This window comes from Mucilaginibacter flavus, from assembly GCF_030409315.1.
Lineage (GTDB): Bacteria > Bacteroidota > Bacteroidia > Sphingobacteriales > Sphingobacteriaceae > Mucilaginibacter > Mucilaginibacter flavus.
This window is the reverse complement of the sequence record NZ_JAUFPS010000095.1, coordinates 1-21,158: the sequence shown is the minus strand read 5'-3', so window position 1 is coordinate 21,158 and position 21,158 is coordinate 1. Positions and strand designations below refer to the sequence as shown.

Annotated in this window: 19 protein-coding genes; 13 read left to right on the top strand and 6 right to left on the bottom strand. The window is 39.4% G+C overall.

Going from position 1 to position 21,158, the window contains the following annotated elements:
* The first annotated feature begins 68 nt into the window (after positions 1 to 68).
* The 6 genes from QWZ17_RS27235 to QWZ17_RS27210 all read left to right on the top strand — a co-directional run bounded on the left by QWZ17_RS27235 (position 69) and on the right by QWZ17_RS27210 (position 7,749).
* The gene (locus QWZ17_RS27235) at positions 69 to 2,441 is read left to right on the top strand and encodes a TonB-dependent receptor (protein WP_290308505.1); all 2,373 of its coding nucleotides are present in this window, start codon (positions 69 to 71) and stop codon (positions 2,439 to 2,441) included.
* 62 nt (positions 2,442 to 2,503) lie between these two features.
* Positions 2,504 to 3,187: an ABC transporter ATP-binding protein gene (locus QWZ17_RS27230; RefSeq protein ID WP_290308504.1), complete on the top strand. Its 684-nt coding sequence runs from the start codon at positions 2,504 to 2,506 to the stop codon at positions 3,185 to 3,187.
* 3 nt (positions 3,188 to 3,190) lie between these two features.
* Positions 3,191 to 4,147 (top strand): efflux RND transporter periplasmic adaptor subunit, encoded by a 957-nt coding sequence (locus QWZ17_RS27225; protein WP_290308503.1) that lies wholly within the window; start codon positions 3,191 to 3,193, stop codon positions 4,145 to 4,147.
* Positions 4,144 to 5,265 carry an ABC transporter permease gene (locus tag QWZ17_RS27220; protein WP_290308502.1) on the top strand — a complete coding sequence of 374 codons (1,122 nt, stop codon included), beginning with the start codon at positions 4,144 to 4,146 and terminating at the stop codon, positions 5,263 to 5,265. The genes QWZ17_RS27225 and QWZ17_RS27220 overlap by 4 nt, the downstream gene beginning before the upstream one ends.
* A gap of 16 nt (positions 5,266 to 5,281) precedes the next feature.
* Positions 5,282 to 6,613, top strand: a complete 1,332-nt coding sequence (locus QWZ17_RS27215) for a TolC family protein (RefSeq protein WP_290308501.1) — start codon at positions 5,282 to 5,284, stop codon at positions 6,611 to 6,613.
* Positions 6,614 to 6,723: 110 nt separating this feature from the next.
* The gene (locus QWZ17_RS27210) at positions 6,724 to 7,749 is read left to right on the top strand and encodes a fatty acid desaturase (RefSeq protein WP_290308500.1); all 1,026 of its coding nucleotides are present in this window, start codon (positions 6,724 to 6,726) and stop codon (positions 7,747 to 7,749) included.
* A 30-nt stretch (positions 7,750 to 7,779) separates the two neighbouring features.
* Here the strand turns inward: QWZ17_RS27210 and QWZ17_RS27205 are convergent, their stop codons facing one another.
* Entirely contained in the window at positions 7,780 to 8,475 is a 696-nt protein-coding gene (locus QWZ17_RS27205) for an MBL fold metallo-hydrolase (RefSeq protein WP_290308499.1), read from the bottom strand.
* Between the two features lie 90 nt (positions 8,476 to 8,565).
* Here QWZ17_RS27205 and QWZ17_RS27200 point away from each other — a divergent pair, with 90 nt between their 5' ends.
* Positions 8,566 to 9,192 (top strand): TetR/AcrR family transcriptional regulator, encoded by a 627-nt coding sequence (locus QWZ17_RS27200; protein WP_290308498.1) that lies wholly within the window; start codon positions 8,566 to 8,568, stop codon positions 9,190 to 9,192.
* Here QWZ17_RS27200 and QWZ17_RS27195 read toward each other — a convergent pair.
* A complete protein-coding gene (locus tag QWZ17_RS27195; RefSeq protein ID WP_290308497.1) occupies positions 9,189 to 9,470 on the bottom strand; it encodes a helix-turn-helix domain-containing protein in 282 nt (93 codons plus the stop codon). The genes QWZ17_RS27200 and QWZ17_RS27195 overlap by 4 nt on opposite strands.
* Before the next feature lie 346 nt (positions 9,471 to 9,816).
* Here QWZ17_RS27195 and QWZ17_RS27190 point away from each other — a divergent pair, with 346 nt between their 5' ends.
* The 4 genes from QWZ17_RS27190 (at position 9,817) to QWZ17_RS27175 (ending at position 15,934) form a co-directional block, all read left to right on the top strand.
* Positions 9,817 to 10,098, top strand: a complete 282-nt coding sequence (locus tag QWZ17_RS27190) for a hypothetical protein (protein WP_290308496.1) — start codon at positions 9,817 to 9,819, stop codon at positions 10,096 to 10,098.
* Positions 10,099 to 10,236: 138 nt separating this feature from the next.
* Entirely contained in the window at positions 10,237 to 13,227 is a 2,991-nt protein-coding gene (locus QWZ17_RS27185; protein WP_290308495.1) for a SusC/RagA family TonB-linked outer membrane protein, read from the top strand.
* Positions 13,228 to 13,238: 11 nt separating this feature from the next.
* Complete coding sequence (locus QWZ17_RS27180) at positions 13,239 to 14,606, top strand: RagB/SusD family nutrient uptake outer membrane protein (protein ID WP_290308494.1); 1,368 nt, start codon at positions 13,239 to 13,241, stop codon at positions 14,604 to 14,606.
* 14 nt (positions 14,607 to 14,620) lie between these two features.
* A complete protein-coding gene (locus QWZ17_RS27175) occupies positions 14,621 to 15,934 on the top strand; it encodes a TlpA family protein disulfide reductase (RefSeq protein ID WP_290308493.1) in 1,314 nt (437 codons plus the stop codon).
* Between the two features lie 39 nt (positions 15,935 to 15,973).
* Here the strand turns inward: QWZ17_RS27175 and QWZ17_RS27170 are convergent, their stop codons facing one another.
* From QWZ17_RS27170 to QWZ17_RS27160, 3 genes are all read right to left on the bottom strand, one after another.
* Positions 15,974 to 16,231, bottom strand: coding sequence for a hypothetical protein (locus QWZ17_RS27170; RefSeq protein ID WP_290308492.1), 258 nt, complete (start codon positions 16,229 to 16,231; stop codon positions 15,974 to 15,976).
* A 54-nt stretch (positions 16,232 to 16,285) separates the two neighbouring features.
* Entirely contained in the window at positions 16,286 to 16,750 is a 465-nt protein-coding gene (locus tag QWZ17_RS27165; RefSeq protein WP_353959536.1) for a MauE/DoxX family redox-associated membrane protein, read from the bottom strand.
* A 120-nt stretch (positions 16,751 to 16,870) separates the two neighbouring features.
* A complete protein-coding gene (locus tag QWZ17_RS27160; protein WP_290308490.1) occupies positions 16,871 to 17,458 on the bottom strand; it encodes a Crp/Fnr family transcriptional regulator in 588 nt (195 codons plus the stop codon).
* Positions 17,459 to 17,683: 225 nt separating this feature from the next.
* On the opposite strand from QWZ17_RS27160, the gene QWZ17_RS27155 reads away from it, so the two are divergent.
* Complete coding sequence (locus QWZ17_RS27155; RefSeq protein ID WP_290308489.1) at positions 17,684 to 18,949, top strand: aminotransferase class I/II-fold pyridoxal phosphate-dependent enzyme; 1,266 nt, start codon at positions 17,684 to 17,686, stop codon at positions 18,947 to 18,949.
* A gap of 94 nt (positions 18,950 to 19,043) precedes the next feature.
* Positions 19,044 to 20,219 (top strand): hypothetical protein, encoded by a 1,176-nt coding sequence (locus QWZ17_RS27150; protein ID WP_290308488.1) that lies wholly within the window; start codon positions 19,044 to 19,046, stop codon positions 20,217 to 20,219.
* Here the strand turns inward: QWZ17_RS27150 and QWZ17_RS27145 are convergent.
* The gene (locus QWZ17_RS27145) at positions 20,211 to 20,447 is read right to left on the bottom strand and encodes a hypothetical protein (RefSeq protein WP_290308487.1); all 237 of its coding nucleotides are present in this window, start codon (positions 20,445 to 20,447) and stop codon (positions 20,211 to 20,213) included. The two genes, QWZ17_RS27150 and QWZ17_RS27145, sit on opposite strands and share 9 nt — an antisense overlap.
* Positions 20,448 to 21,158: the final 711 nt, after the last annotated feature.

The following is a 21,158-nucleotide window of genomic DNA, read 5'->3' as shown; positions in this document are numbered from 1 at the left end:
TTTGCAACAATTAACAGGCCTCTAAACGATATCAAACGGCCCGGGCATATAAAATCAACTATTAGGTCATGACAAAAAAAATCTTCTTTACCTTATGCTTTGGCATAATATCATTCATTTTAAAAGCCCAAAATGGTGTCATCACCGGAAGAGTGACCAATTTGTTAACTAATAAAGCTTTGAGTGGGGTGACGGTGCTGGTTTCCGGCACAACGACCGGCACAACAACCGATTCTACCGGTAATTATCAAATCAAAGGTTTGAAAACCGGATTTTACAATTTAGAATTTTCCCTTGTGGGCTACGTTAAGAAGATCACTTACGATTTACAGGTAACCAATGCCACAGCTGCTGTTAATGATATCGCACTGGAAGACGATAATAAGCAACTGGGGGAAGTAAGGATTTCAGCGTCCTCACAGCGGGATAAAACGCTTGAAAGTCCAGTTTCGCTTCACACTATAGGTTCCACGGAGATCAAACGAAATCCTGGTGGTAACCGTGATATTTCAAGGGCGATCCAATCACTACCTGGAGTATCCGCGCCTGTGGGATTTAGAAACGATATTATTATAAGGGGCGGTTCGCCAAATGAAAACAGGTTTTATATTGACGGGATTGAAATCCCTAACATCAACCACTTCGCAACACAAGGTGCATCAGGCGGACCGGCCGGGCTGATCAACATCGATTTCATCAAAGAGGTGGATTTTTACTCCGGCGCTTTTCCGGCTGACCGGGGAAATGCATTGAGTTCTGTGTTCGAATTCAAGCTGAAAGACGGACCAACCGATAAAAACCATGAAACCTTTACCCTCGGTTCAAGCGATCTGGCCGCTACTTTTGAAACTCCTATAGGAAACAAGACGACCTTTATATCCTCTTATCGTTATTCTTATATACAGGACTTTTTCAAACTGATCGGCCTTCCAGTTTTACCTTCCTACCAGGATTTTCAATTTAAATTGAAGACTAAATTTGACGCGAAGAACGAACTGACTTTTATTGGTGTAGGCGCATTGGATCGTTTCAATCTTAATTATGCTGCCGGTACAACTGAAGAAAACCGGTACGAATTGCAGACCATACCTATCAATTCACAAAATGATTATACTTTTGGTGCCACCTATAAACATTACCGGTCTAATGGTTATTCCTTGCTCGTATTAAGCCGTAATTACCTCGATAACCACGCTTACAAGAATATTGATAACGACCCGGCTAAAGGCAGATCCCTTGATTATTCCTCGATAGAAGCAGAAAACAAAGTACGATTTGAAAATATATCCAGCACAAACGGTTACCGGCTAAACTTAGGCGTGGGCGCGGAAACTTCTAATTATAGTACCAATACGTTTAACCTGCTTCCTTTCGGAAGTAACATATATGCATCTAAACTTAATTTTGTACGATATAACTTCTTCGGGCAGCTCAGCAAATCCTATTTTGATGAAAAACTAAGTCTTTCAGCCGGCTTGAGGGCAGACGGGAACACCTATACCGCCCACATGAATGACCCGTTGAAAACATTTTCTCCCAGATTTTCGGCAGCCTATAATTTGACTAACCAACTGAGTATAAATTTTAATACAGGAATTTATTACCAGCTTCCTTCCTATACCGTTCTTGGATACCGTGACAGTACAGGCGTATTGGTTAATCAAAAAGTAGAATACATTTCATCCAAGCAAGTCGTATTGGGTTTGGAATACAGGACGCTTAAAAACACACGATTCACCCTCGAAGGTTTTTACAAGTACTACCAGAAATACCCACTTGAAAGAATTCTGGGTGATACGATACCACTGGCTAACCTTGGCGCTGATTTCGGTGTGGTTGGTAACCAGCCGGTTGTGAAATTGGGAGACGGCAGGAGCTACGGCGTCGAACTATTCGCCCAGCAAAGGTTAAACAAAGGATTTTACGGACTTTTTGCTTTAACCCTTTTCAGAAGCGAGTTTCAGGATAAAAACGGAAATTATGTGCAGTCATCCTGGAACAACCGTTATATTTTGAGTATGACCGCAGGGAAGATATTGAAAAGGAACTGGGAGGTTGGCGCAAAATTGCGCTTAACAGGAGGCAGCCCTTATACCCCTGATAATCTTGCGGCATCTTCGTTGATCAGTAATTACAACCTGGAGCCGCGGGCCATACCGGATTATAACCTGTTGAATAGTAAAACACTAACCAGCTTTTACCAGGCTGATATACGAGTGGATAAAAAATACTATTTCAAAAAATATACGCTGAACCTTTACCTGGATATTCAAAATTTAAGTAATAATCAGTACCAGTTGCAGGATAACCTAGTTCCCGATCGTGATACAAATGGTAATCTTCAGCCGCTTCCCGGGGACCCTTCGAGATTCAAAACCAAGTTCCTTAAAAATACCGGGGGCAATATCCTGCCTTCTTTAGGAATTATTGTGGCACTGTAAAAACGGATATTACATATAGTCATTGTTAAAAATTTAAAGAGTGATTTAGTAACAGAATTTCGATGATTGCAAAGCTTGAAAAGGTTTCTAAAGCATATAGCATAGGTGATCAGACATTGATTGCACTTCAGCCAACAGATTTGGAGGTACGAGAAGGTGAACTGATGCTGATCATCGGCCCCTCTGGCTCCGGCAAGACTACACTATTATCCTTGCTGGGATGCGTAATCTATCCTTCAGAAGGGAAACTTTGGGTGGACGGTAATTTTGTAAACGAAATGGGCCAAAAACAGCTTTCGGCACTCCGTTTGAATACTATCGGATTCATATTTCAGAATTTCAACCTCCTTGCGCCGCTTAATGCGCAGCAAAATGTTTTGATGCCGTTACAATTAATGGGCCATGATAAAAAATCTTCTTTAGTAAAAGTGGAGCAGGCGTTGACGCTTGTTGGAATGCTTGACCGAAAAAACAATTTGCCGAAGCAACTTTCAGGAGGCCAGCAACAGCGTATCGCCATAGCGCGTGCGCTGGTGACAGATCCTAAACTTATTCTTTGCGATGAACCGACTGCATCGCTGGACAAAGATGCTTTGCGTATAGTAATGACAGAATTGCGTTCCCTTGCTGAACGCGGTAAAGCGGTCGCTGTAGTAACCCATGATCCGAGATTAAAGGAATATGCCCACCGGATAATTGAAGTAAATAATGGCGTTGTTACAGAAACCTTGGATTTTGAGCAATAAAAAATGAAAAAGATAATTTCAATTCTCTCACTGATTTCGGTCATACTGCTGAATGGTTGTAGCGATAACAATAAAGAGGTTATAAAGACTATTCCATCTGGCAAGAAATCTTCACCACTTAATGATCATGTCATTGCGCTTGGGGAGATACAACCGGAGAAAAAAATCGTCGCATTGTTTGCGCAGACTGCCGGTTCTGTTCAGTACGTCTATCATGAGATGGGTGATACCGTACGAAAAGGAGAACTTATCGCCTCCCTGAATAGCATAATTGAGGAGGCACAACTTAAGCAGGCGCAATCAAAGCTGGCAACGCAAGTAGCTGTGATTAAAACTAATAAAGCACAACTGGCTTCAATCACTGTAAAATCAGAAAATTTCACGCTAAATTATAATCGCAATGCAGACCTGTTTACGGCCGGAGCAGTAACCCGTCAGGCACTTGATGATAGCCGGTTTGCAGCTGAGTCCGGTAGCAAGGATGTTAGCGCAGCATCTGCTATTGTAAACCAATCTGCTGCCCGGTTAGCTGAATTAGAAGCCGACGTAGCTTATGCCAAAACTTTGGTTGCACAAAAATCGATTCGTGCCCCTTACGACGGAGTAATATTATCGCTCGATATCCGGACTGGAAATTATATCAATGCCAATCAATCTGTCGGTGATTTTGCGCCGGCCGGAAATTTGACCGCTATCATAGAGGTGGATGAGTTGTATGCGCGTAAAATTAAAAACGGGATGACAGCGGTTATCAGGCCACAAGGCGAATCGGATACGCTTGCTACGGGAAAAGTTTACTTAGTGTCTTCCTATCTTAAAAAGAAATCATTGTTTTCTGATAATGCAGCGAACATGGAAGACCGCCGGGTACGAGAGGTTAGGGTTTTGCTGGATCGAGATAACTATCTGCTTATCGGCAGCCGTATTGAATGTGTGATCAATATTAAGGGCGGAAAATGATTAAAACGGCACTACGGTTTATCGTTTTTGATAAACCAAAATCCTTCGGCGCATTAATGGGAACAGTCATGTCGGTATTTCTGATCGGGCAGCAATCAGGTATCTTTATGTTTCTAACGAATTCGATGGCTGCACTGGTTAAAAATAACCAGTCTTATATCTGGGTAGTAGATGATAAAACAACAAACGTAAACGCGCTTGGTTCCATTGATATCAGGATAGGAACGGAGCTTCAAAGCCTAAAAGGGGTCGCACATGTCTTTCCTTTAGTAACTGCAGGCGTTTCCGCGAAATTCAGGAATGGAACATCAGCCGGATTAACATTGATTGGTGTACAGGTTCCGGAGTTTGCCGGCGGGCCATGGGATATGTTCAGTGGAAAAAAAGAGGTTCTGTTTCGGGACGGTGCGATCATTACTGACTATTTTAATTCCAATGCTTTAGGAAATCTGGCACCCGGCGAGTATTTTGAAATCAACGGCAAACAGGTATTTAATGCGGGCTTAACAAAAGGCGTCGACGCTTTCGGAGGGATTTATGCCTTTACGACCATTGAGCGAGCCAGATATCTTGCCAATATGAATACAGATAAGGCAAGTGCTTTTCTGGTACAATTGAATAATGAACAAAATGAACAGGATGTCATTCGGACGATCAATAACCATTATTTTGGTGTCCATGCCTGGAGCGGGCCTGAACTAACAAAGGAAACTATTTTTACGGTTTTGGCCACATCGGGTATTGCTTTTTCCTTCGGAACCATTATTGTTTTCGCCTTGATCATCGGATTTGTCATCATTGGTCTTACCCTTTATTCATCTGTAATCGACCGGATTAAAGATTATGGAACATTAAAAGCAATAGGCGCCACAAACAGCTACATCCGTAATTTGATCCTGACACAGGCCATGATCATTGCCTGCAGCGGTTTTGTTATTGGGACAATCGTTACCGAAATTTTCAGAAAGGGCATTGCTACTACGGGAACAATATTTAGTTATCCCTTATGGATGCGATTTGCATTCTTATTAATTACCCTGGTCATCGCCTTTTTCGGTAGCCTTTTCGCCATTCGCCGGATTATTAGGCTGGAGCCGGGTGCCGTATTCAGAAGTTAATTTCAAATTGAACAAAATGAATAAAAGGATTTTCTTTACCATATGTATTTTGATCGCCTTTGCCTTTCAGCAAAGTAAAGCACAGGATAGCACCCGGATGTCCTTACAATCTGCAATTGAAAATGCAATCAGATATCGTGTAGAAATAAAAATTCAACAAGTAAATGCAGCTAACTCCTTCAATGAGGTTAGCAAGGCCAATTCGAAATTATTACCTCAGTTAACGTCAGACCTGGATCTACGATACAATAGTCAGCTGCAAACGAATATCTTGCCAGGCACCGTATTCGGACAGGCTGGTACACCAGACAAGAAAGTCAAATTCGGGACGAATTACAATACTGTAGCAGCTATCAATCTGGTTATTCCAATATATACTCCTGCGGATCAAAGTGATAAACAGATTGCTAAAATACAGGCGGAATATGACGGACTTAATGTCTTAAAAACGCAGGAGGATATTAAAGAAGAAGTTACAGTTAGTTATTTTAATGGCTTGATCGCAAAGGAAAAGGTGGATTTGTCAAAGGTTAATATGGATAACACAAGCGCTGTCTATAGTGTTGGACAGGCACAGTTGGAGAAAGGGGCGATCACAGTTTATGAGTTGGATAAAAGTAGAATTGATTTTGAAAACGCCCGATCTACCTACGTCAAAGATGTCAATACTTACAAACTCGCCTTAACTGACCTTTCCTATCGGATAGGCACAGATTCTCCAAAATATATCATATTGTCTGATGACCTATCATCGCTTTACAACAAGTATTATGATGTAATCGATAAAGAATTTCAATTGAATAGGGTTGAACTTAAAATGCAGTCAGTTCAGGAGCAAATCTATCGCCAGCAAATTTTGAAACAGACTAAGGAATATATACCTGTCGTTAGTTTTTACGGCAATTATACGGCTCAAAACCTGAATAATAATTTTTCACCATTTAACAGTAATACTTGGTACCCTTATAATTATATAGGGATCAAAGCAAGCATACCATTATTTGACGGTTTACTTAAACAACGGTCGAAAGCCGGTTACCGTTTGCAACTTGAATCTGCTCAATTGACTTCGGAAAAATTGAAAAAAGACTATAACCAGGATGTATCCGCCGCCAAAAGTGCATTGATTAATGATCAGCAGGATCTGCTGAACCAAAAAAATAATCTGAAACTGGCATCTGAACTTTATAAGGTGGATAGCGGCCGTTTTAATAAAGGGACTATCAGAGGTACAGATTTAGCAGCTACCTACTACACCTTACAGCAGACACAGACCAATTATTTAAATGCAATCTACACTTATTTGATTGATGTTGTACATTATAAAAAGGCTTTGGGACAGCTGTAGTTAAGGTGATTCGAAAGTGAATCACTGGAACAGGATTATCAGGTTAAACTTCAAAAAACATATATCGCTTTAATTGAAAATATAGAAAAACAACTACCTAAATTTTTATTATGCATTTTTTAGATTATGTTTTGCAACCCCCTGTATATGGGTGGAAAGATGATAGTGGTAAGCTGGTAAAACCCTCAAATAGAGAAATCTTTAGAGAGTTTTTCACCCGTTTGAATATTTTCAGGTCGGTAAAGAACTGGCTGCCATTTTTTAGCTGGCTGAAGCTATGCTGTTTGATCCCTTTTTTTTTGATTTTCCTATTTCACTTTTTAACATGGTGGACCTTTTTTGCAGCTTTCTTTTACAGCATGATTATGATGGGAACTCATGGGACAATTTGGCATCACAGGTATTGTACACACGGCGCATATAAGTTTCGTAACGGCTTTTGGCGGTTTGTCACTCAAAATCTTACTGTAAGCGTCATCCCGGAGGAAATATATGTGATCTCACATCACGTTCATCATGCGAAGTCAGATCAGCCAGGAGATCCGTATAATGCGGAAGCAGGGTTTTTCTACTGTTTCTTAGCAGATGTCAATCACCAGCCAATTGCCAAAGATCTATCGGAATCTGATTATAACAGGGTGGTCAAGCTCATGAAACATGTTGGATTAAAAGGCAACAATTACAAGCAATACAAATACTGGGGGTCGTTTGCCAATCCTCTACGCTCCTGTACAGCATGGGCTTTAAACTGGTCTTTCTGGTACCTGATATTTTATTTTTTAGGTGGCCATGCATTAGCTTGCTGTATGTTTGGTGCGGCCGGTTTTTGGGCTTTAGGAGTAAGAACTTTTAATTATGATGGACATGGGAAAGGCAAGATCAGCCATAGGCCGGGAATTGATTTCAATCGGAAAGATAAATCCATCAACCAACTTTGGCCGGGTTTTGTAGCCGGTGAATGGCATAACAATCACCACTTGTTTCCTAAAAGTGCACGGAGCGGTTTTAAAAAATATCAGGTAGATTTGGCTTGGTATTATATTAAAATGATGTACTTATTAGGTGCTGTCAGCAGTTATAAAGATCATAAAAAAGAATTCGAAAATCGGTTCATTGTTCCGCACAAAACTGGTTAAATACTTTTCAAGGAGTATTAACACAAATGGTTAATACTCCTTTTCTTTAAAACGTTCAAGTAATGCTTTGTTAGCATTTTTTGTAAGCGGTGAACCATGTCCGAATACGGCCTTATCAAAAGAAAATGAAGCTGCTTTTAAGATGCTCTGGCGACCAGTTTCTATATCCTCATACAATGGGGTATAGTCTAATTTATTAAAAACATTTGAACAAATATCCCCACCGATCAATATCCCTCTATTTTCTAACAGTAAAGCAATATGTCCCGCGCTATGACCCGGACTATGAATGATTCTGATACCTCCGGCAAAGGGAAGCAGGTCATTATCAATTAATTTTTCATCGACAACAACCGGTTCAATAATTTGGGGATTTTTCTTTATAACCAAATGATATATCATCCAATTAATAAAGCCAGGAGTCAAATTTGTAGCACGCGCGCTGATTCCTCTTTCAATTAACTCCGCGTCAGCTACGTGAGCAAAGATAGGTATGTCTAATTGGTTTTTAATTTCCGACGCATTACCAGTATGATCCGTATGAAGGTGTGTGATTATTATACTTTTTATATGACTTGGATGGAAGCCCAACCTGCGAACTTCATTAAAAAGTTGCTCTTTTTTGCCAGGTAAACCAGTGTCCACTAAAATGAGACCGTTATCCTCAATAATAAACGCGTTGACCGGTCCCAGGCCAATTTGAAAAACACCTTCTGAAATTTCCATTATAATAATTTTTGAATAATTAATCAAATTAAGTCAAATATTATACCATAAAGTAGTTTAATTAATATATTTATACTTTATAGTATTAATATGAAGGATAGAGAATTGACTAAGAGAAAATTGATTCTTGCTGTGGGGGAGATAATCAACAAAAATGGTTTTTCGAGTTTAAGTATCAGTAGAATAGCGAAAGTCGCTCAAGTTGATAGAAAATTGATATATCGATATTTTGGCAATCTTAATTATTTGATAGAGGCCTATGTCGTAGAAAATGATTATTGGATGGTCTTTGCAGATCAAATGAAAAAAATGATAGGTGATGAACAGTTTGCTGATAGCGGTAAACTGATCATTGCAATTCTTCAAAATCAATTTAAATTCTTTGAATCTCAAAAAGAGATGCAGCGACTCATACTATGGGAACTTTCAATGAATAGTCCGTTGATGAGGAGCATACACAATACAAGAGAATCAATGGGGCAACAGTTTTTAGAATTAACCGACCTGCATTTCGAAGGTGGAAATGTTAATTTTCGGGCAGTAGCTGCACTGTTAGTCGGAGGGATCTATTATACCATTCTACATACAATTTATAATGGAGAAAACTTCACAGGAATGAACATTACCACAAAAGAGGGTAAAGAAGAAATTCTTAAAGCAATAGCTCAGATTGTTTCGTGGGCATTTAATGCAGCGGAGTTGAAAAAAATGAGTTAGCTTTTACTTTTTCTGTCTTTGCGAAGTGGAGGATTTTTGGGGATTTCGAAATCAAAATCTAAAAGGTCCCTTGGATGTATCTCTAAAGCCTTACAGATGGCTTCTAAACTTGATATTGTGGGATTACTTTTTCCGTTAAGTAAAGTCCAAACTTGCTTCTGTGTAAAACCAGTTCTATCTACAATATCTTCTTGTACAATTCCTTTACCGTCTCTTATTTCAGCGATTTTTTTTACAATCTGATCTATAAATTCCTGATTACGGTATGGTTTTGCCATAAACCAAATAGAGGACGATAAAATTTAATATATTACGTCTTGTGCGACGTAATTTTTACTTATATTTGATTGAAATAAAGTAAATCAGAGCGTAAATATTAAATTTGCGAATCTTCAAAAATACTGAAGCATTCGCTTTGAGTCTTGCTCCCGGAAATTGACACTTTCAAATGAGCACAAGATGAGAAGCTGGAATGCCCATGCTACAGGTATGGGTATCCCTTCTTATTAGTGCTCTGGGCGTGTCAACCCACCGGGAACAATAAGTTGGGACCCATGCCTGTAGTATTATAGTGCAAATCCTTCCGAGCAGACTCCATATTAATGGCTCTTAAAAGCATTAAAAATGGAAAAATCACAGCCAAAGAAAAAACAGCTTGATTTCGGTTCAATGACCGAAATTATGGAACGGTTTTACCAGGTTCCTTTTGAGCAATTCCAGCAGGAATTAGATGATTGGTTTACCAAAGCTCTTTTGGAAAAAGGATTAGATCTGCAAAAAATTCAGGATCATGGGAAATCTAACTTGTCTTCCCTGCCCGATTTAATCGGGAAAATTTATCATCATGCCGAATTGCTTAAAACCCTATCTGAAACTCAAATTAAAAAATCAGATGAGAGCAAGTAAATCAAAAATTTGGCTGGTAGTCATTTGTCCTCCTGAATGACTTTGGAATAATGGCGTCCGGGATCAGTTAATAGTTAAACTTTTCGGACGCCATTATTCGACGTGAGTTTTTTTCACTAACATTTAATCCATTCATTCATGAAAAAAAAGATACTGTATAGTGTCCTGGCTTTGCTTTGCCCAATTTTTGTCGTAACGGCACAAACGCCAACAGCAGGATACAGTTCCATAATCAACGGGATAGTCGTTGACGAGTTAGAAAAGCCGTTACCCATGGCTACAATTAAAATACATTCCTCGAACACCGTTAGCCTTACCGGCGTTGATGGTAAATTTATTTTAAACATCGCAGAAAACACGACAGATACGTTGATTGTCAGTTTTATCGGCTATCAAACTACTAAACTTCCAATAAATGGCACTATCCCGTTGCCCTTGACCATTCACTTAAAGGCGGAGACCGGATCGTTAAATGAAGTCCAGATCATAGGGTACGGGACAACGACTAAACGACTGAACACAGGAAGCGTTTCCACGATTACGTCCAAGGATATTGAGCAACAGCCCGTAACGAATGTCCTATCTGCCCTTTCAGGTAAAGCTCCCGGCGTTTACGTTCAGACAAATAATGGATTGCCCGGAGGTGATATTGCTATTCAGATAAGGGGACCAGGATCACTGACCGCTGGCACGAATCCACTTTATATCATTGATGGCGTACCATATTTATCCTCTTCATTGGTCGCCAACTCTGCTCTTGGCTCTGGTATCAATGGCGCTATCAGCCCATTAAATTCTATAAATCCGGGCGATATTGAAAGTATATCGATTTTAAAGGATGCCGATGCGACGGCAATTTACGGCAGCCGGGGCGCTAATGGTGTCGTATTGATCACTACAAAAAAAGGGGCTAATGGCAAAATCAAAACAGATTTCAACTTATATGAAGGGGTAGCTAAAGTCGCAAATTTTCCGAAATTATTGAATTTGACAGATTACCTGGCAATTAGGAAGGAAGCCTTCATAAATGATGGCTTAATACCTTCTTCAAACCCATTGTCTCCATCATATGCCCCAGATCTTACGATTTGGGATACCCAGAAATCAACCGATTGGGCAAAATATATTCTTGGGGGTACAGGGCATATAACAAATGTGCAGACGAGTATCTCAGGCGGCGATGCACAGTCTAATTTTGATATTGGTGCCAATTACAGAACGGAGTCCAGTGTATTGCCAGGGACTAATCAATACCAGCGAGGAGGTGTGCATATGTCTTTACAACATACTTCTCAGGATGGTAAGTTCAATATTTCCATGTCTACCTCCTATACACAAGACAATAACAACTTGGTAAATCCGGCGATTGCCTTATCCAGTGATATTTTATTGCCCCCCGATTTCCCTATCTACAATCCGGATGGAACGCTCAATTTTTTAAACGGAAACAATCCTTTGGCTTCTGTAAAAAACACATCCCATATTGAAACTGAAAATATTATTACCAATGCGCTAATCGGTTACAAAATACTTCCGGGACTCCAGATCAAATTAAGCACTGGATTGAACAACCTTTCTATGAAGCAAGTGATGGTCAATCCAAAGGCCGCTGTAGACCCGCAATATCAGCCTGTGAGTTATACGATATTCGGCAGCAATAGTAATAAATCATTCTTACTGGAACCGCAACTAGTCTATAACCTTCAGATGAATAAATCAAAATTTGATTTGCTGTTTGGAGGAACCTGGCAGGAGACACAAACAAAAAGTGAAACAATTTTTGCAACAAATTTCAATAGTGAAAGCCTCCTTGAAAATTTAGCTTCGGCTGCTACATTGCACCCATCCAATGCTGATATTGACTATAAATACGTGTCGGTATTCGGAAGGATCACCTACAACTTTGATGACCGATATATTATTAATGCAAGTGTGCGGAGAGACGGTTCATCAAGGTTCGGTCCGGGTAATCAGTTTGGAAATTTTGGCGCTGTCGGTATTGGCTGGCTATTTAGTAATGAGCATTTTATTAAGAATAATTTAAATTGGTTAAGCTATGGCAAGTTGCGGGGAAGCTTTGGCATAACAGGGAATGACCAGATCAGTGACTACCAATATCTTTCCACTTATCAATCCTCGAATAATGTTTATCAAAATGTAAACGGACTGGCACCGACCAAAATCGCAAACGCCAATTTTCGGTGGGAATCAAATAAAAAACTGGATGCGGGTCTAGAGATAGGTTTATTAAAAGATAGGATACTATTAACGACCGATTATTTTGAGAATAGAAGCGGTAATCAACTGGTTAACTATGCATTGCCATACCTTACAGGTTTCAATAGCTACGAAGCGAATATACCTGCAGTAATAAAAAATACGGGTTGGGAGATTCAGTTATTGACTAAAAATATTGTCGGTCAGCATTTCAGGTGGTCAACAAATTTTAATATTACTACTACCAAAAATAGGTTGGTAAATTTTCCCGGGCTAGCGAATTCGGGGTATGCAAATATCTATATCGTAGGAGAAAGCATTTCCAGGGCTTATGGATTTAAATACGCCGGAGCTGATCCACAAACCGGCGTTTCTCTTTATCAGCTTACCGGCGGCGGAACAAGCTCAAATCCTTCTTTTGACAATTTCTATAAGACAATTGGAGATAATAATCCAAGTCTTTATGGAGGAATAAGTAACGCATTTACCTATAAAAATTTCCAATTAGATTTTTCTGGTCAATTCGCTAAACACTCGTTAGCTGGTGGAATTTTGCCACCCGGATCTCTTTCAAACGATTTTGCTCTCGCATTAAGCCGCTGGCAAGCTGCCGGAAATGTAACCAATGTCCCCAAAGCAACGACAAGTTTTAATGATTTTTATTATACCCTGTCGTCTGCTAATTTTTTTAAAGCCAATTATTTCCGCTTGAAGAATGTATCCTTATCCTACACTTTTCCAACCGATTGGTTAAAAAATAATAAGCTGACAGCACTTCGTATTTATGCTCAGGCGGAGAATCTGCTGACCATTTGGGATAGAAACGCGGCATTATATGACCCGGAGAGTGGCGCTTCAGCAAATGTTCAGCCAATGCGAACGATTACGCTTGGCATTCAGATCACCCTTTAAATCTTAAACTCATGAAAAGTATCTTATACTGCTTTTTGATCATCCTTTTGATATCGGGATGTAAAAAGCTGATTGATGTGGGAAGTCCCAAAAATCAATTAACCACCGACAAGGTGTTTGCCGATACAAGTTCGGCCACTGCCGCGATAGGAAATATATATGCACAACTGGATAAAACCGTTGAAAGTAATCTGTCCATCAACCTGGATCTTTATTCGGATAACCTGAATTATACCGGATCGACGCAACAGGATCTGGAATATCTCCGTAGTTCGGTGTCGAGTAATAACACGTCGGATCTTACGCTCTGGCAAAACCTATATTTTGTAATTTACCAATGCAATGACCTGATTGGACAGCTCTCGAAATCCAGGAATATTCCTGCAAATTTTAGCGGCCATCTGACCGGGGAGGCTAGGTTTCTTCGTGCCTATGCTTATTTTTTATTGGCGAACATCTACGGCAACGTTCCCGTTTTACTCACAACGGATGTAAATGTCAACTCCAAGGCATCGCAGGCAAACAGCCAGGCGGTATACCAACAGGTTATCAATGATTTGATTACCGCCGGGAAAGAACTACCGAATGGGTACACCGGTGGCGGAAGGGTTCGCGCAAATACCTGGTCGGCAATGGCTTTGCTGGCCAAAGTTTACCTTTTTCAGAATAACTGGACACAAGCCGAAATTCAGGCGAGCGCTGTAATCAACTCTGGTCTTTATACACCGTTAACGTCTTGTGCCAATACCTTCCTGGCGAACAGCAGCGAAACCATTCTTCAAATATGGAATCAGGATGGCTTTACGACAAGTGCGGTTTTTACTGTTCCACAATCACCGGCTGACCTTCCTTTGTATCCGGTAACTTCATCCCTTATCAATAGTTTCGAGCCCGGCGACTTGCGGAATACGAACTGGATTGGAACATCAACCGTCTCCGGTATCTCTGGGACTTCCACTTACTTTTATTTCAACAAATACAAAAACAGGATGGCCAATAGCAGTAATCCTGAGTATTTGACGTTGCTCAGAATTGCGGACACCTATTTGGTACGAGCTGAAGCACGGGCGAACCTCGGGAAGGTGTTAGGTGCAGGAGGTGCCGAAGAAGATGTGAACACGATCAGAGCCAGGGCGGGTCTTTCAAATACTTTAGCGAATAACAAGGCAGATATGCTAAAGGCTATTGCCCAGGAAAGAAGGGTGGAGCTTTTTGGAGAATGGGGCAACCGTTTTTTTGATCTTAAAAGAACTGGCAACCTCGATAAGGTGATCGGGGTGCAAAAAACAACCTGGTTATCGTCCGGACAATTATTACCGATACCATTAAATGAACTTACCTACGACAGCCACATGATCCAAAATCCAGGCTATCATTAAAAAATTGAAAAATCATGAAATTAAAATTCTTATTGATACTAAGTATGATATGTTTATTTAGTACAACAACCTTCAGTCAGCAAAAAAAAATTGCGCCTTTAAAAATTGGTGACAAAATCCCTGATTTTATATTCTCCAATCTAAAAAACACAAAAGTTACGACGAGGAAGGCCTCCGATCTTTATAAAAATGGCTTACTGATTATCAACTTTTGGGCTTCCTGGTGTGTTCCCTGCGTGAGAGAAATGCCTTTTTTAGATTCTTTACAAAAGAATAATGCAGATAAATTTAATATGATCTGCGTAACCAACCAAAGCGATGAGGATGTGTCAAAGTTTTTAAGCCGCAATAGGGACCTAAATAATTTGATCTTTTCGGCTGCCGATACTAAACTCATTAAATATTTTCCGCATAAGATATTACCTCATAATGTTTGGATTGATAAAGATGGAGTCATTCGTGCAATAACTGACGATGAAGAAATTAGTCAGGAAACAATTACTGCATTCATGCTTGGGAAAGAAAAATTAGAGACCAAAGCGGAAGACTTGACGTTCGACTGGAGCAAAAATTTGGTAGTTAGAGATTCGGAAATTGTATACCGTTCTGTCTTAACACCATTCAAAAATATAGGGAATGGCGGTGTTTTCTTTCCTGATTCCACAAAAACAAAGATAAGGTTTTTAGCTTGGAACCGCCCTTCTACAGACCTTATTTGGGATGCCGTTTTTCATAGGGCAATGGATATTCGGGATTGGGATTTAGTAGATATCAAAACCAAGGATTCTACCCGGTTCTTTTTTCCGGCTTATACTAAATTAGATGACTCACAAAGAAAACATGGAAAGGAAATTTTAAAATGGTCACAGCAAAATGAATATTGTTATGAACTGCAAATGCCTAATAAAATTCCATTAGAATATTTTTATACCCACATGCTTTCAGATTTAAAACTTATGTTTAATGTGGAGGTTTCAACTAAACGGGTATTAAGTGATTGCTATATCATTACGAAAATACCAGGAAGGGAAATCAAACCGACAACAGCACCCAATGATAACACTACTCTGCATCTTGACAAAACTGCAATAATTGCAAAAAACCAATCCATTGAGGCATTAGCGAAAGAATTTAGCGAATTTAATTATAGGGATTCACCCTGGGTTGACCATAGCGGAATAAAATTCAATATCGATATATATAAAGACTTTGGCGATCAACCTAATGGATTGGTATTTGAGTTATTAAAAAGCTATTTAAATGAAATTGGGCTCGATGTAAACAAAGGAAAAGCCCTCTACCCACACTTGGTTATTGAAGAACAATAGTGAAAGAAAGGCCTTCGACTCACCGAAGGCCTTTCTTTATTAGTTGTAATAAATTGTCGGTCCCGCAGTAGCGACTCCGCACTTTAGTGAAACGGAACCGCTGCAACTAAATGTTGACTGTGCCTGCGAAACAGTGGCATTGTTTAATGTGCCGATCACCACTCCGGATCGATTGTATTCGGTCCAGTTATAGGTTGGATCTTGCGGTTTAGCCGCATGGGCTGTTTTGGTTACAAATGCACCCCCGATACCTGCCAACAATGCAAGGGCAAGCATGCCTTTTTTGAAGTTTTTCATAATATTATTTTTAATTTAATTAAACCGTTAGTCCCAGGCAACGGCACTACCTGCTTACGCGCGTGAAGATTTTAAAGATGAAATTCTTTTGCCTTTTAGCCTCAAAGTAAAATCATCGTATAGGATTGCCGCCAGTCCGGCGATAATAAATAAGCCATTGAAAATAACATGTTGTTTCCAGCTCAATTGAGCGATGACACCGCCGCAGCTGCAGGGTAGGTCCAATCCGGATAGCAACATAGCAACGATATAAATTTCAAAAATCAGGATAAGTATCACGGAACTGATGAGCGCTGTACGCAAATATTTAGTAAAGATGATACCTGAACACAGGTAAATTACAAGCACAATTTCTGTAGCCGGAACTAAATAGCCTAAAACTGGCGCAGCATGATTAATAACCGCAACAGGTGATATTTTCATCTGGTAAACAAATTTATCATGCTCTAATAATTTGCTTGTCCCGGTATAGGCAAACAACAGGATTATCAGAAATGAGACAATGTTTTTGAACCACATAAGCGACAATTTTGGTGGACGAACAAAATTAATAGCAGGTAGCTATTAACACCGGAGGTTTAATCACAAAGCAATTTGCGCTATAAACATAATTGATGGTCAAATTCAGTTCGAAATTGTCTATTTATCACTTTTTTGGGGCAAGCGCTTGGACATGTACCGGCTAAGAGTCTCTCTCGACATGTGCAGGTAAGACGCGATTATTTTTGCACTTACCTTCAGAAATATTGAATTATTATGTTCCCTTAAATACCGGTAACGCTCCTCCGTTGGTAAGGAGATCAATTGCTGCTTCTCAAAGTCTACTTGCTGATAGACCAATAAAAAACGACGTATTAATATGCCTGTTTCGGGAAAGAGTTTTTCCAGCTCATACAATTTTTCATAGGTTATTGAAATAAACCTGCTTTCCGCCATAATCTCCACGTAAAAATAAGAGGAGACTTTGTAATAACCCTCATAAGAAAACATGATGTCTCCTGGCTCCCAAAACCTTACGGTTTGTTCTTGCCCGAATTGATTATAAAAATAGTTTCGTGCAACTCCATGTTCAATAAAATATAACCTGTTTTCGATATTCCCGGCTGCATGCAGGATCTGGTGAGGTTTGTAAATCTCTAAATATACGCTGGATTCCAGGGCCGCAATTAATTGCGGCGATAAATCGATAGTTTCACTTAATGTTTTAATTAGTATATCTGCTTTCATAGTGTGACCAATTATTTTGTAAGGGAAATGTAATGGCCTAAAAAGGACTGAATTTTTGCTGTTTTAGACAGTCCGGATTTAGGTTTGCAAAGGTAAATGGACAAAATTCTCAAATCTGGGACATCGGAATATATTTCTTTATGGTTAATAAAACGTTAAAATAAAAATGCATGTCCCAGCTTTTGGTTTTATTGCGACATACTTTAGGGACTTAATCCCTGAGCCATGAAAATAGAATTTGAAAAAGCAAGCTTTAAGGACTTCGAAAACATTCAAGGTCAAGACATTTACCAGACATCCAAGGAGTTCAATGAATACCTGGAGTTTTTAAAATCAAAAGGCCATTTAAATTACAGGATCGAATCTCTTACACCTGTAGGGCCGGAAATGCAGTTAAAACTTCCGGCAGAGGATTCACCAACCTGGGCCATTTGCCTTGTTTCAAACGACTACCTCGGCTTCAGTCAGCACCCTAAAGTAAAATCTGCTGTCGTTAAAGGAATCGAGATGTTTGGTACGGGTTCCGGTGCATCACCTGCTATCGGGGGGCACTTCGTTTACCACAAGCAATTGGAGAATAAAATCGCCGGATTCTACAAGAAAAAGGACGCAATTTTATACACAACAGGCTACACGGCGAATAGTGCAACATTGCAGTGCCTGCTACATAAAGAAGACTTGGCGATTTTGGATATGGCAGTACACGCCAGTGTTTATGAAGGTTGTATTACGACGAACGTAAAAACATTTCTTCATAACAACCTCGAAATGCTGGAACTGGTGTTGAAAAATGCTGAGAATACTTACCGCACCAGGATGGTCATTATCGATGGTGTTTATAGTCAGGACGGTGACCTGGCACACTTGGACAAAATTGCAGAACTAACGCATCAATACGGAGCCTATCTGGTCGTTGATGATGCTCATGGAATTGGTGTTGTAGGGAAATCGGGCAGAGGAGTAATTGAGTTATATAATGCTTTTGAACAGGTAGATATTATTACCGGAACCTTTAGCAAAGCGCTTGGTAATATCGGTGGCTATGTAGTTGCCTCAACTGAGTTGATTAACTATTTGAAATTTCAATCAAAACAACACTTATTTTCAACCACAGCGACTCCTGCTATCATGGGAATTTTAAAAGCCATTGAACTGGTAGATGAAGAACCGGAATGGCGGGATAAATTATGGGAAAACATCAATTATCTAAAAAACGGACTTATAGAAATGGGATTTGACGTTGGCACAACTGCCTCGGCAGTTATTCCGGTAAAAGTCGGTAATATACCTAAAACACTGGAAGCCGGCCGTCTGCTTTTAAAAGCTGGTATTTATACGAATCCGATTATGTATCCCGCAGTTTCTAAAAAGAATGCCAGGATAAGAATGAATGTAATGGCCTCTCATACATTTGAACAGTTGGATAAAGTGTTAGCTGCCTTCGCTGAAATAGATATAGAATTAAACATTTCAGGCCGTTATCAAAAATAAAGTCAGATCTGGTTGCTAAGACTGACATTAATTGACTTCAACATAAACCATAGATCATTATTAAATAAGGTGAAATATAAATTTGAAGTTTCCAATGAACTTAATTTCCTTACCGCTTCAGCATTTTATAAATGATTCTATACACCCGAATCATTTTAAACATCATATTTTATCGAAAGATGAAATTGATAAATGGAACGCATTTCTCACAAAGGAACTGAATTCATTAATAGAAGAGGCGCGTAAATACACTTTAATAAACCGCAGAAAGGATAAGGATCAAATAACCGCGTATATAAATAGGCTTGTATCATTAAGCAATACAGTGAATACTTATTTAATCAAAAACGTTCATTTATGGAGCGATCACGTTCAGTCGAAACAGATCAGGGAGCAATATATACATACTTGCAATCGTCTTGAATGGTTAATGGATGAAATAATGATAATCTTCCCAAATGCGCGGAGTTCCGTTTTAATTACTAATTATCAGCTTCCGCAAGTAAAAATGGAATTGAAAAATGCGCTGAATGCTGTATTTGAAAGTCTCCATGTGCAGCAATCAGCTGCGGAGCTTGTAGAAATTTTTTCAGCCGGAGTAAAGCAAATGATCAATCAAAAAGGATTAACCTATTCCAAAAAAGAATATTTGAATCAATTACTGTTACTACTCTCTAAGAAATCAGAGCGGAGTCTGAACGATTTGTTGATTATTAATGATTTTAATCTTCCGGAATTTTTTCATTATCAGATCAATACTTTTCGCGACAACTTAAATAAATTAGATGGCTTACATGATCAGCTCGTAGAGATCATAAGAGAGAAAGATCGTCTGTATAACCTTCATATTGAAGAAGGACTAAAAATAACAATGACAGATCGTAGTTTATTTTGTGATCTAAATGATTACCTGACCGAGAAGAAAAGCTATATCAGGCAGCTCATTAAAATAAGAAGAGAAGTCCAAATTGATGTAGAAAAGGCGAGAGCGACAAAAATTTTAATAAATCTACCCGTACCTCAATTTGGATTGTTCATCAGGATGCAAGTCGAAAAGGGTTTTTTATCAAAAGAACACATAGGAGAACTCTTTTCATTTTTTGCTAGCCATTTCTATACGCAAAATACAGCACATATTTCTGCGGACAGTTTGCAAAAAAAATCAACCGATGTAGAATTTTCAACAGCTCAGAAAATGAAAGCCCACCTGATTGGGATGCTTAACTGGCTAAACACTAATTATAATCTCTCAAACTTTAATTCAGGTTAGGTCTAATTGTTTTTCCTGAAATTGCCTGAGCAGTCCCTGGCTTTTTAAAAGGTCCAGCATATCTGCATACCATAAAAAATTAAAATTTTTATGCTTTTTTAAATGTGTCAAGTTCACATCCAACAAGTCCCCAAGCTTGTGCAGGCCCAAGCTTTCGGCTTCCCGGATAAATTTCGCACCCATTCCCAACATAGAAAAGGGGCAATCTAGTTTAGAGATCTCTACCATTTTCGGAACTGAATTTCACGCTTAATATATTAAAATTGGCGCCCTCACGCAAACCTAAATACAAATTGCGGTTTTTGAAAAGCTTAATTGTGATTATCCCGCTTAAAATTATTAATTGCCGCGATTATAACCGTGTAATTTCTAATAGCCACGAACCTTTTAACAGCTCCATTATCACAAATTTATCGCAAAATCTTATCCAATTGGTTTTGGTAATTTTTTGAAATATGCTCAATAAAATGCCTTCAACATACCCAATTCTACAAAAATCGAATGTCCTTTTTAAGGTGGGTGAAAGGTTTCGTTCACCCCTGTTCCCTGTTTTACTATAGCGATAACTTTTTGTTTTGTGCCATGATCAACGATTGAGATAACACTTAAACTATTGATCCGCCAGCCAATAGCTGCAAAACGAACGTTATTTGACATGAGGGGACCAAACATTATCCTGCAAAAACAGGAAATTTTGCGAAGGTGAGCGTAAAACCGCAATACTCCGAAAACGCATTGGCAGGCGAAGGCCCGTATCGTAGGATACGACGTTAGTAATCCCGAAAATATATACCGGCAGAAATGAATTATCGGGCTCGATGCCCGCTGCCGGTACACAGAGCTATCCGTTAGCTTAGGTGTATATTATGGAGATGTTGACCACCCTGTTCCGGGCCAAATTGACCACTGGGTTAGCTGACTTTTGAGTTGCAGCAAATG

What these genes read in the sequence shown, in the direction of transcription:
- QWZ17_RS27235 (WP_290308505.1), top strand. Translation starts at nt 69, where the DNA reads ATGACAAAAAAAATCTTCTTTACCTTATGCTTTGGCATAATATCATTC.
- QWZ17_RS27230 (WP_290308504.1), top strand. Translation starts at nt 2,504, where the DNA reads ATGATTGCAAAGCTTGAAAAGGTTTCTAAAGCATATAGCATAGGTGAT.
- QWZ17_RS27225 (WP_290308503.1), top strand. Translation starts at nt 3,191, where the DNA reads ATGAAAAAGATAATTTCAATTCTCTCACTGATTTCGGTCATACTGCTG.
- QWZ17_RS27220 (WP_290308502.1), top strand. Translation starts at nt 4,144, where the DNA reads ATGATTAAAACGGCACTACGGTTTATCGTTTTTGATAAACCAAAATCC.
- QWZ17_RS27215 (WP_290308501.1), top strand. Translation starts at nt 5,282, where the DNA reads ATGAATAAAAGGATTTTCTTTACCATATGTATTTTGATCGCCTTTGCC.
- QWZ17_RS27210 (WP_290308500.1), top strand. Translation starts at nt 6,724, where the DNA reads ATGCATTTTTTAGATTATGTTTTGCAACCCCCTGTATATGGGTGGAAA.
- QWZ17_RS27205 (WP_290308499.1), bottom strand. Translation starts at nt 8,475, where the DNA reads ATGGAAATTTCAGAAGGTGTTTTTCAAATTGGCCTGGGACCGGTCAAC.
- QWZ17_RS27200 (WP_290308498.1), top strand. Translation starts at nt 8,566, where the DNA reads ATGAAGGATAGAGAATTGACTAAGAGAAAATTGATTCTTGCTGTGGGG.
- QWZ17_RS27195 (WP_290308497.1), bottom strand. Translation starts at nt 9,470, where the DNA reads ATGGCAAAACCATACCGTAATCAGGAATTTATAGATCAGATTGTAAAA.
- QWZ17_RS27190 (WP_290308496.1), top strand. Translation starts at nt 9,817, where the DNA reads ATGGAAAAATCACAGCCAAAGAAAAAACAGCTTGATTTCGGTTCAATG.
- QWZ17_RS27185 (WP_290308495.1), top strand. Translation starts at nt 10,237, where the DNA reads ATGAAAAAAAAGATACTGTATAGTGTCCTGGCTTTGCTTTGCCCAATT.
- QWZ17_RS27180 (WP_290308494.1), top strand. Translation starts at nt 13,239, where the DNA reads ATGAAAAGTATCTTATACTGCTTTTTGATCATCCTTTTGATATCGGGA.
- QWZ17_RS27175 (WP_290308493.1), top strand. Translation starts at nt 14,621, where the DNA reads ATGAAATTAAAATTCTTATTGATACTAAGTATGATATGTTTATTTAGT.
- QWZ17_RS27170 (WP_290308492.1), bottom strand. Translation starts at nt 16,231, where the DNA reads ATGAAAAACTTCAAAAAAGGCATGCTTGCCCTTGCATTGTTGGCAGGT.
- QWZ17_RS27165 (WP_353959536.1), bottom strand. Translation starts at nt 16,750, where the DNA reads ATGTGGTTCAAAAACATTGTCTCATTTCTGATAATCCTGTTGTTTGCC.
- QWZ17_RS27160 (WP_290308490.1), bottom strand. Translation starts at nt 17,458, where the DNA reads ATGAAAGCAGATATACTAATTAAAACATTAAGTGAAACTATCGATTTA.
- QWZ17_RS27155 (WP_290308489.1), top strand. Translation starts at nt 17,684, where the DNA reads ATGAAAATAGAATTTGAAAAAGCAAGCTTTAAGGACTTCGAAAACATT.
- QWZ17_RS27150 (WP_290308488.1), top strand. Translation starts at nt 19,044, where the DNA reads ATGAACTTAATTTCCTTACCGCTTCAGCATTTTATAAATGATTCTATA.
- QWZ17_RS27145 (WP_290308487.1), bottom strand. Translation starts at nt 20,447, where the DNA reads ATGGTAGAGATCTCTAAACTAGATTGCCCCTTTTCTATGTTGGGAATG.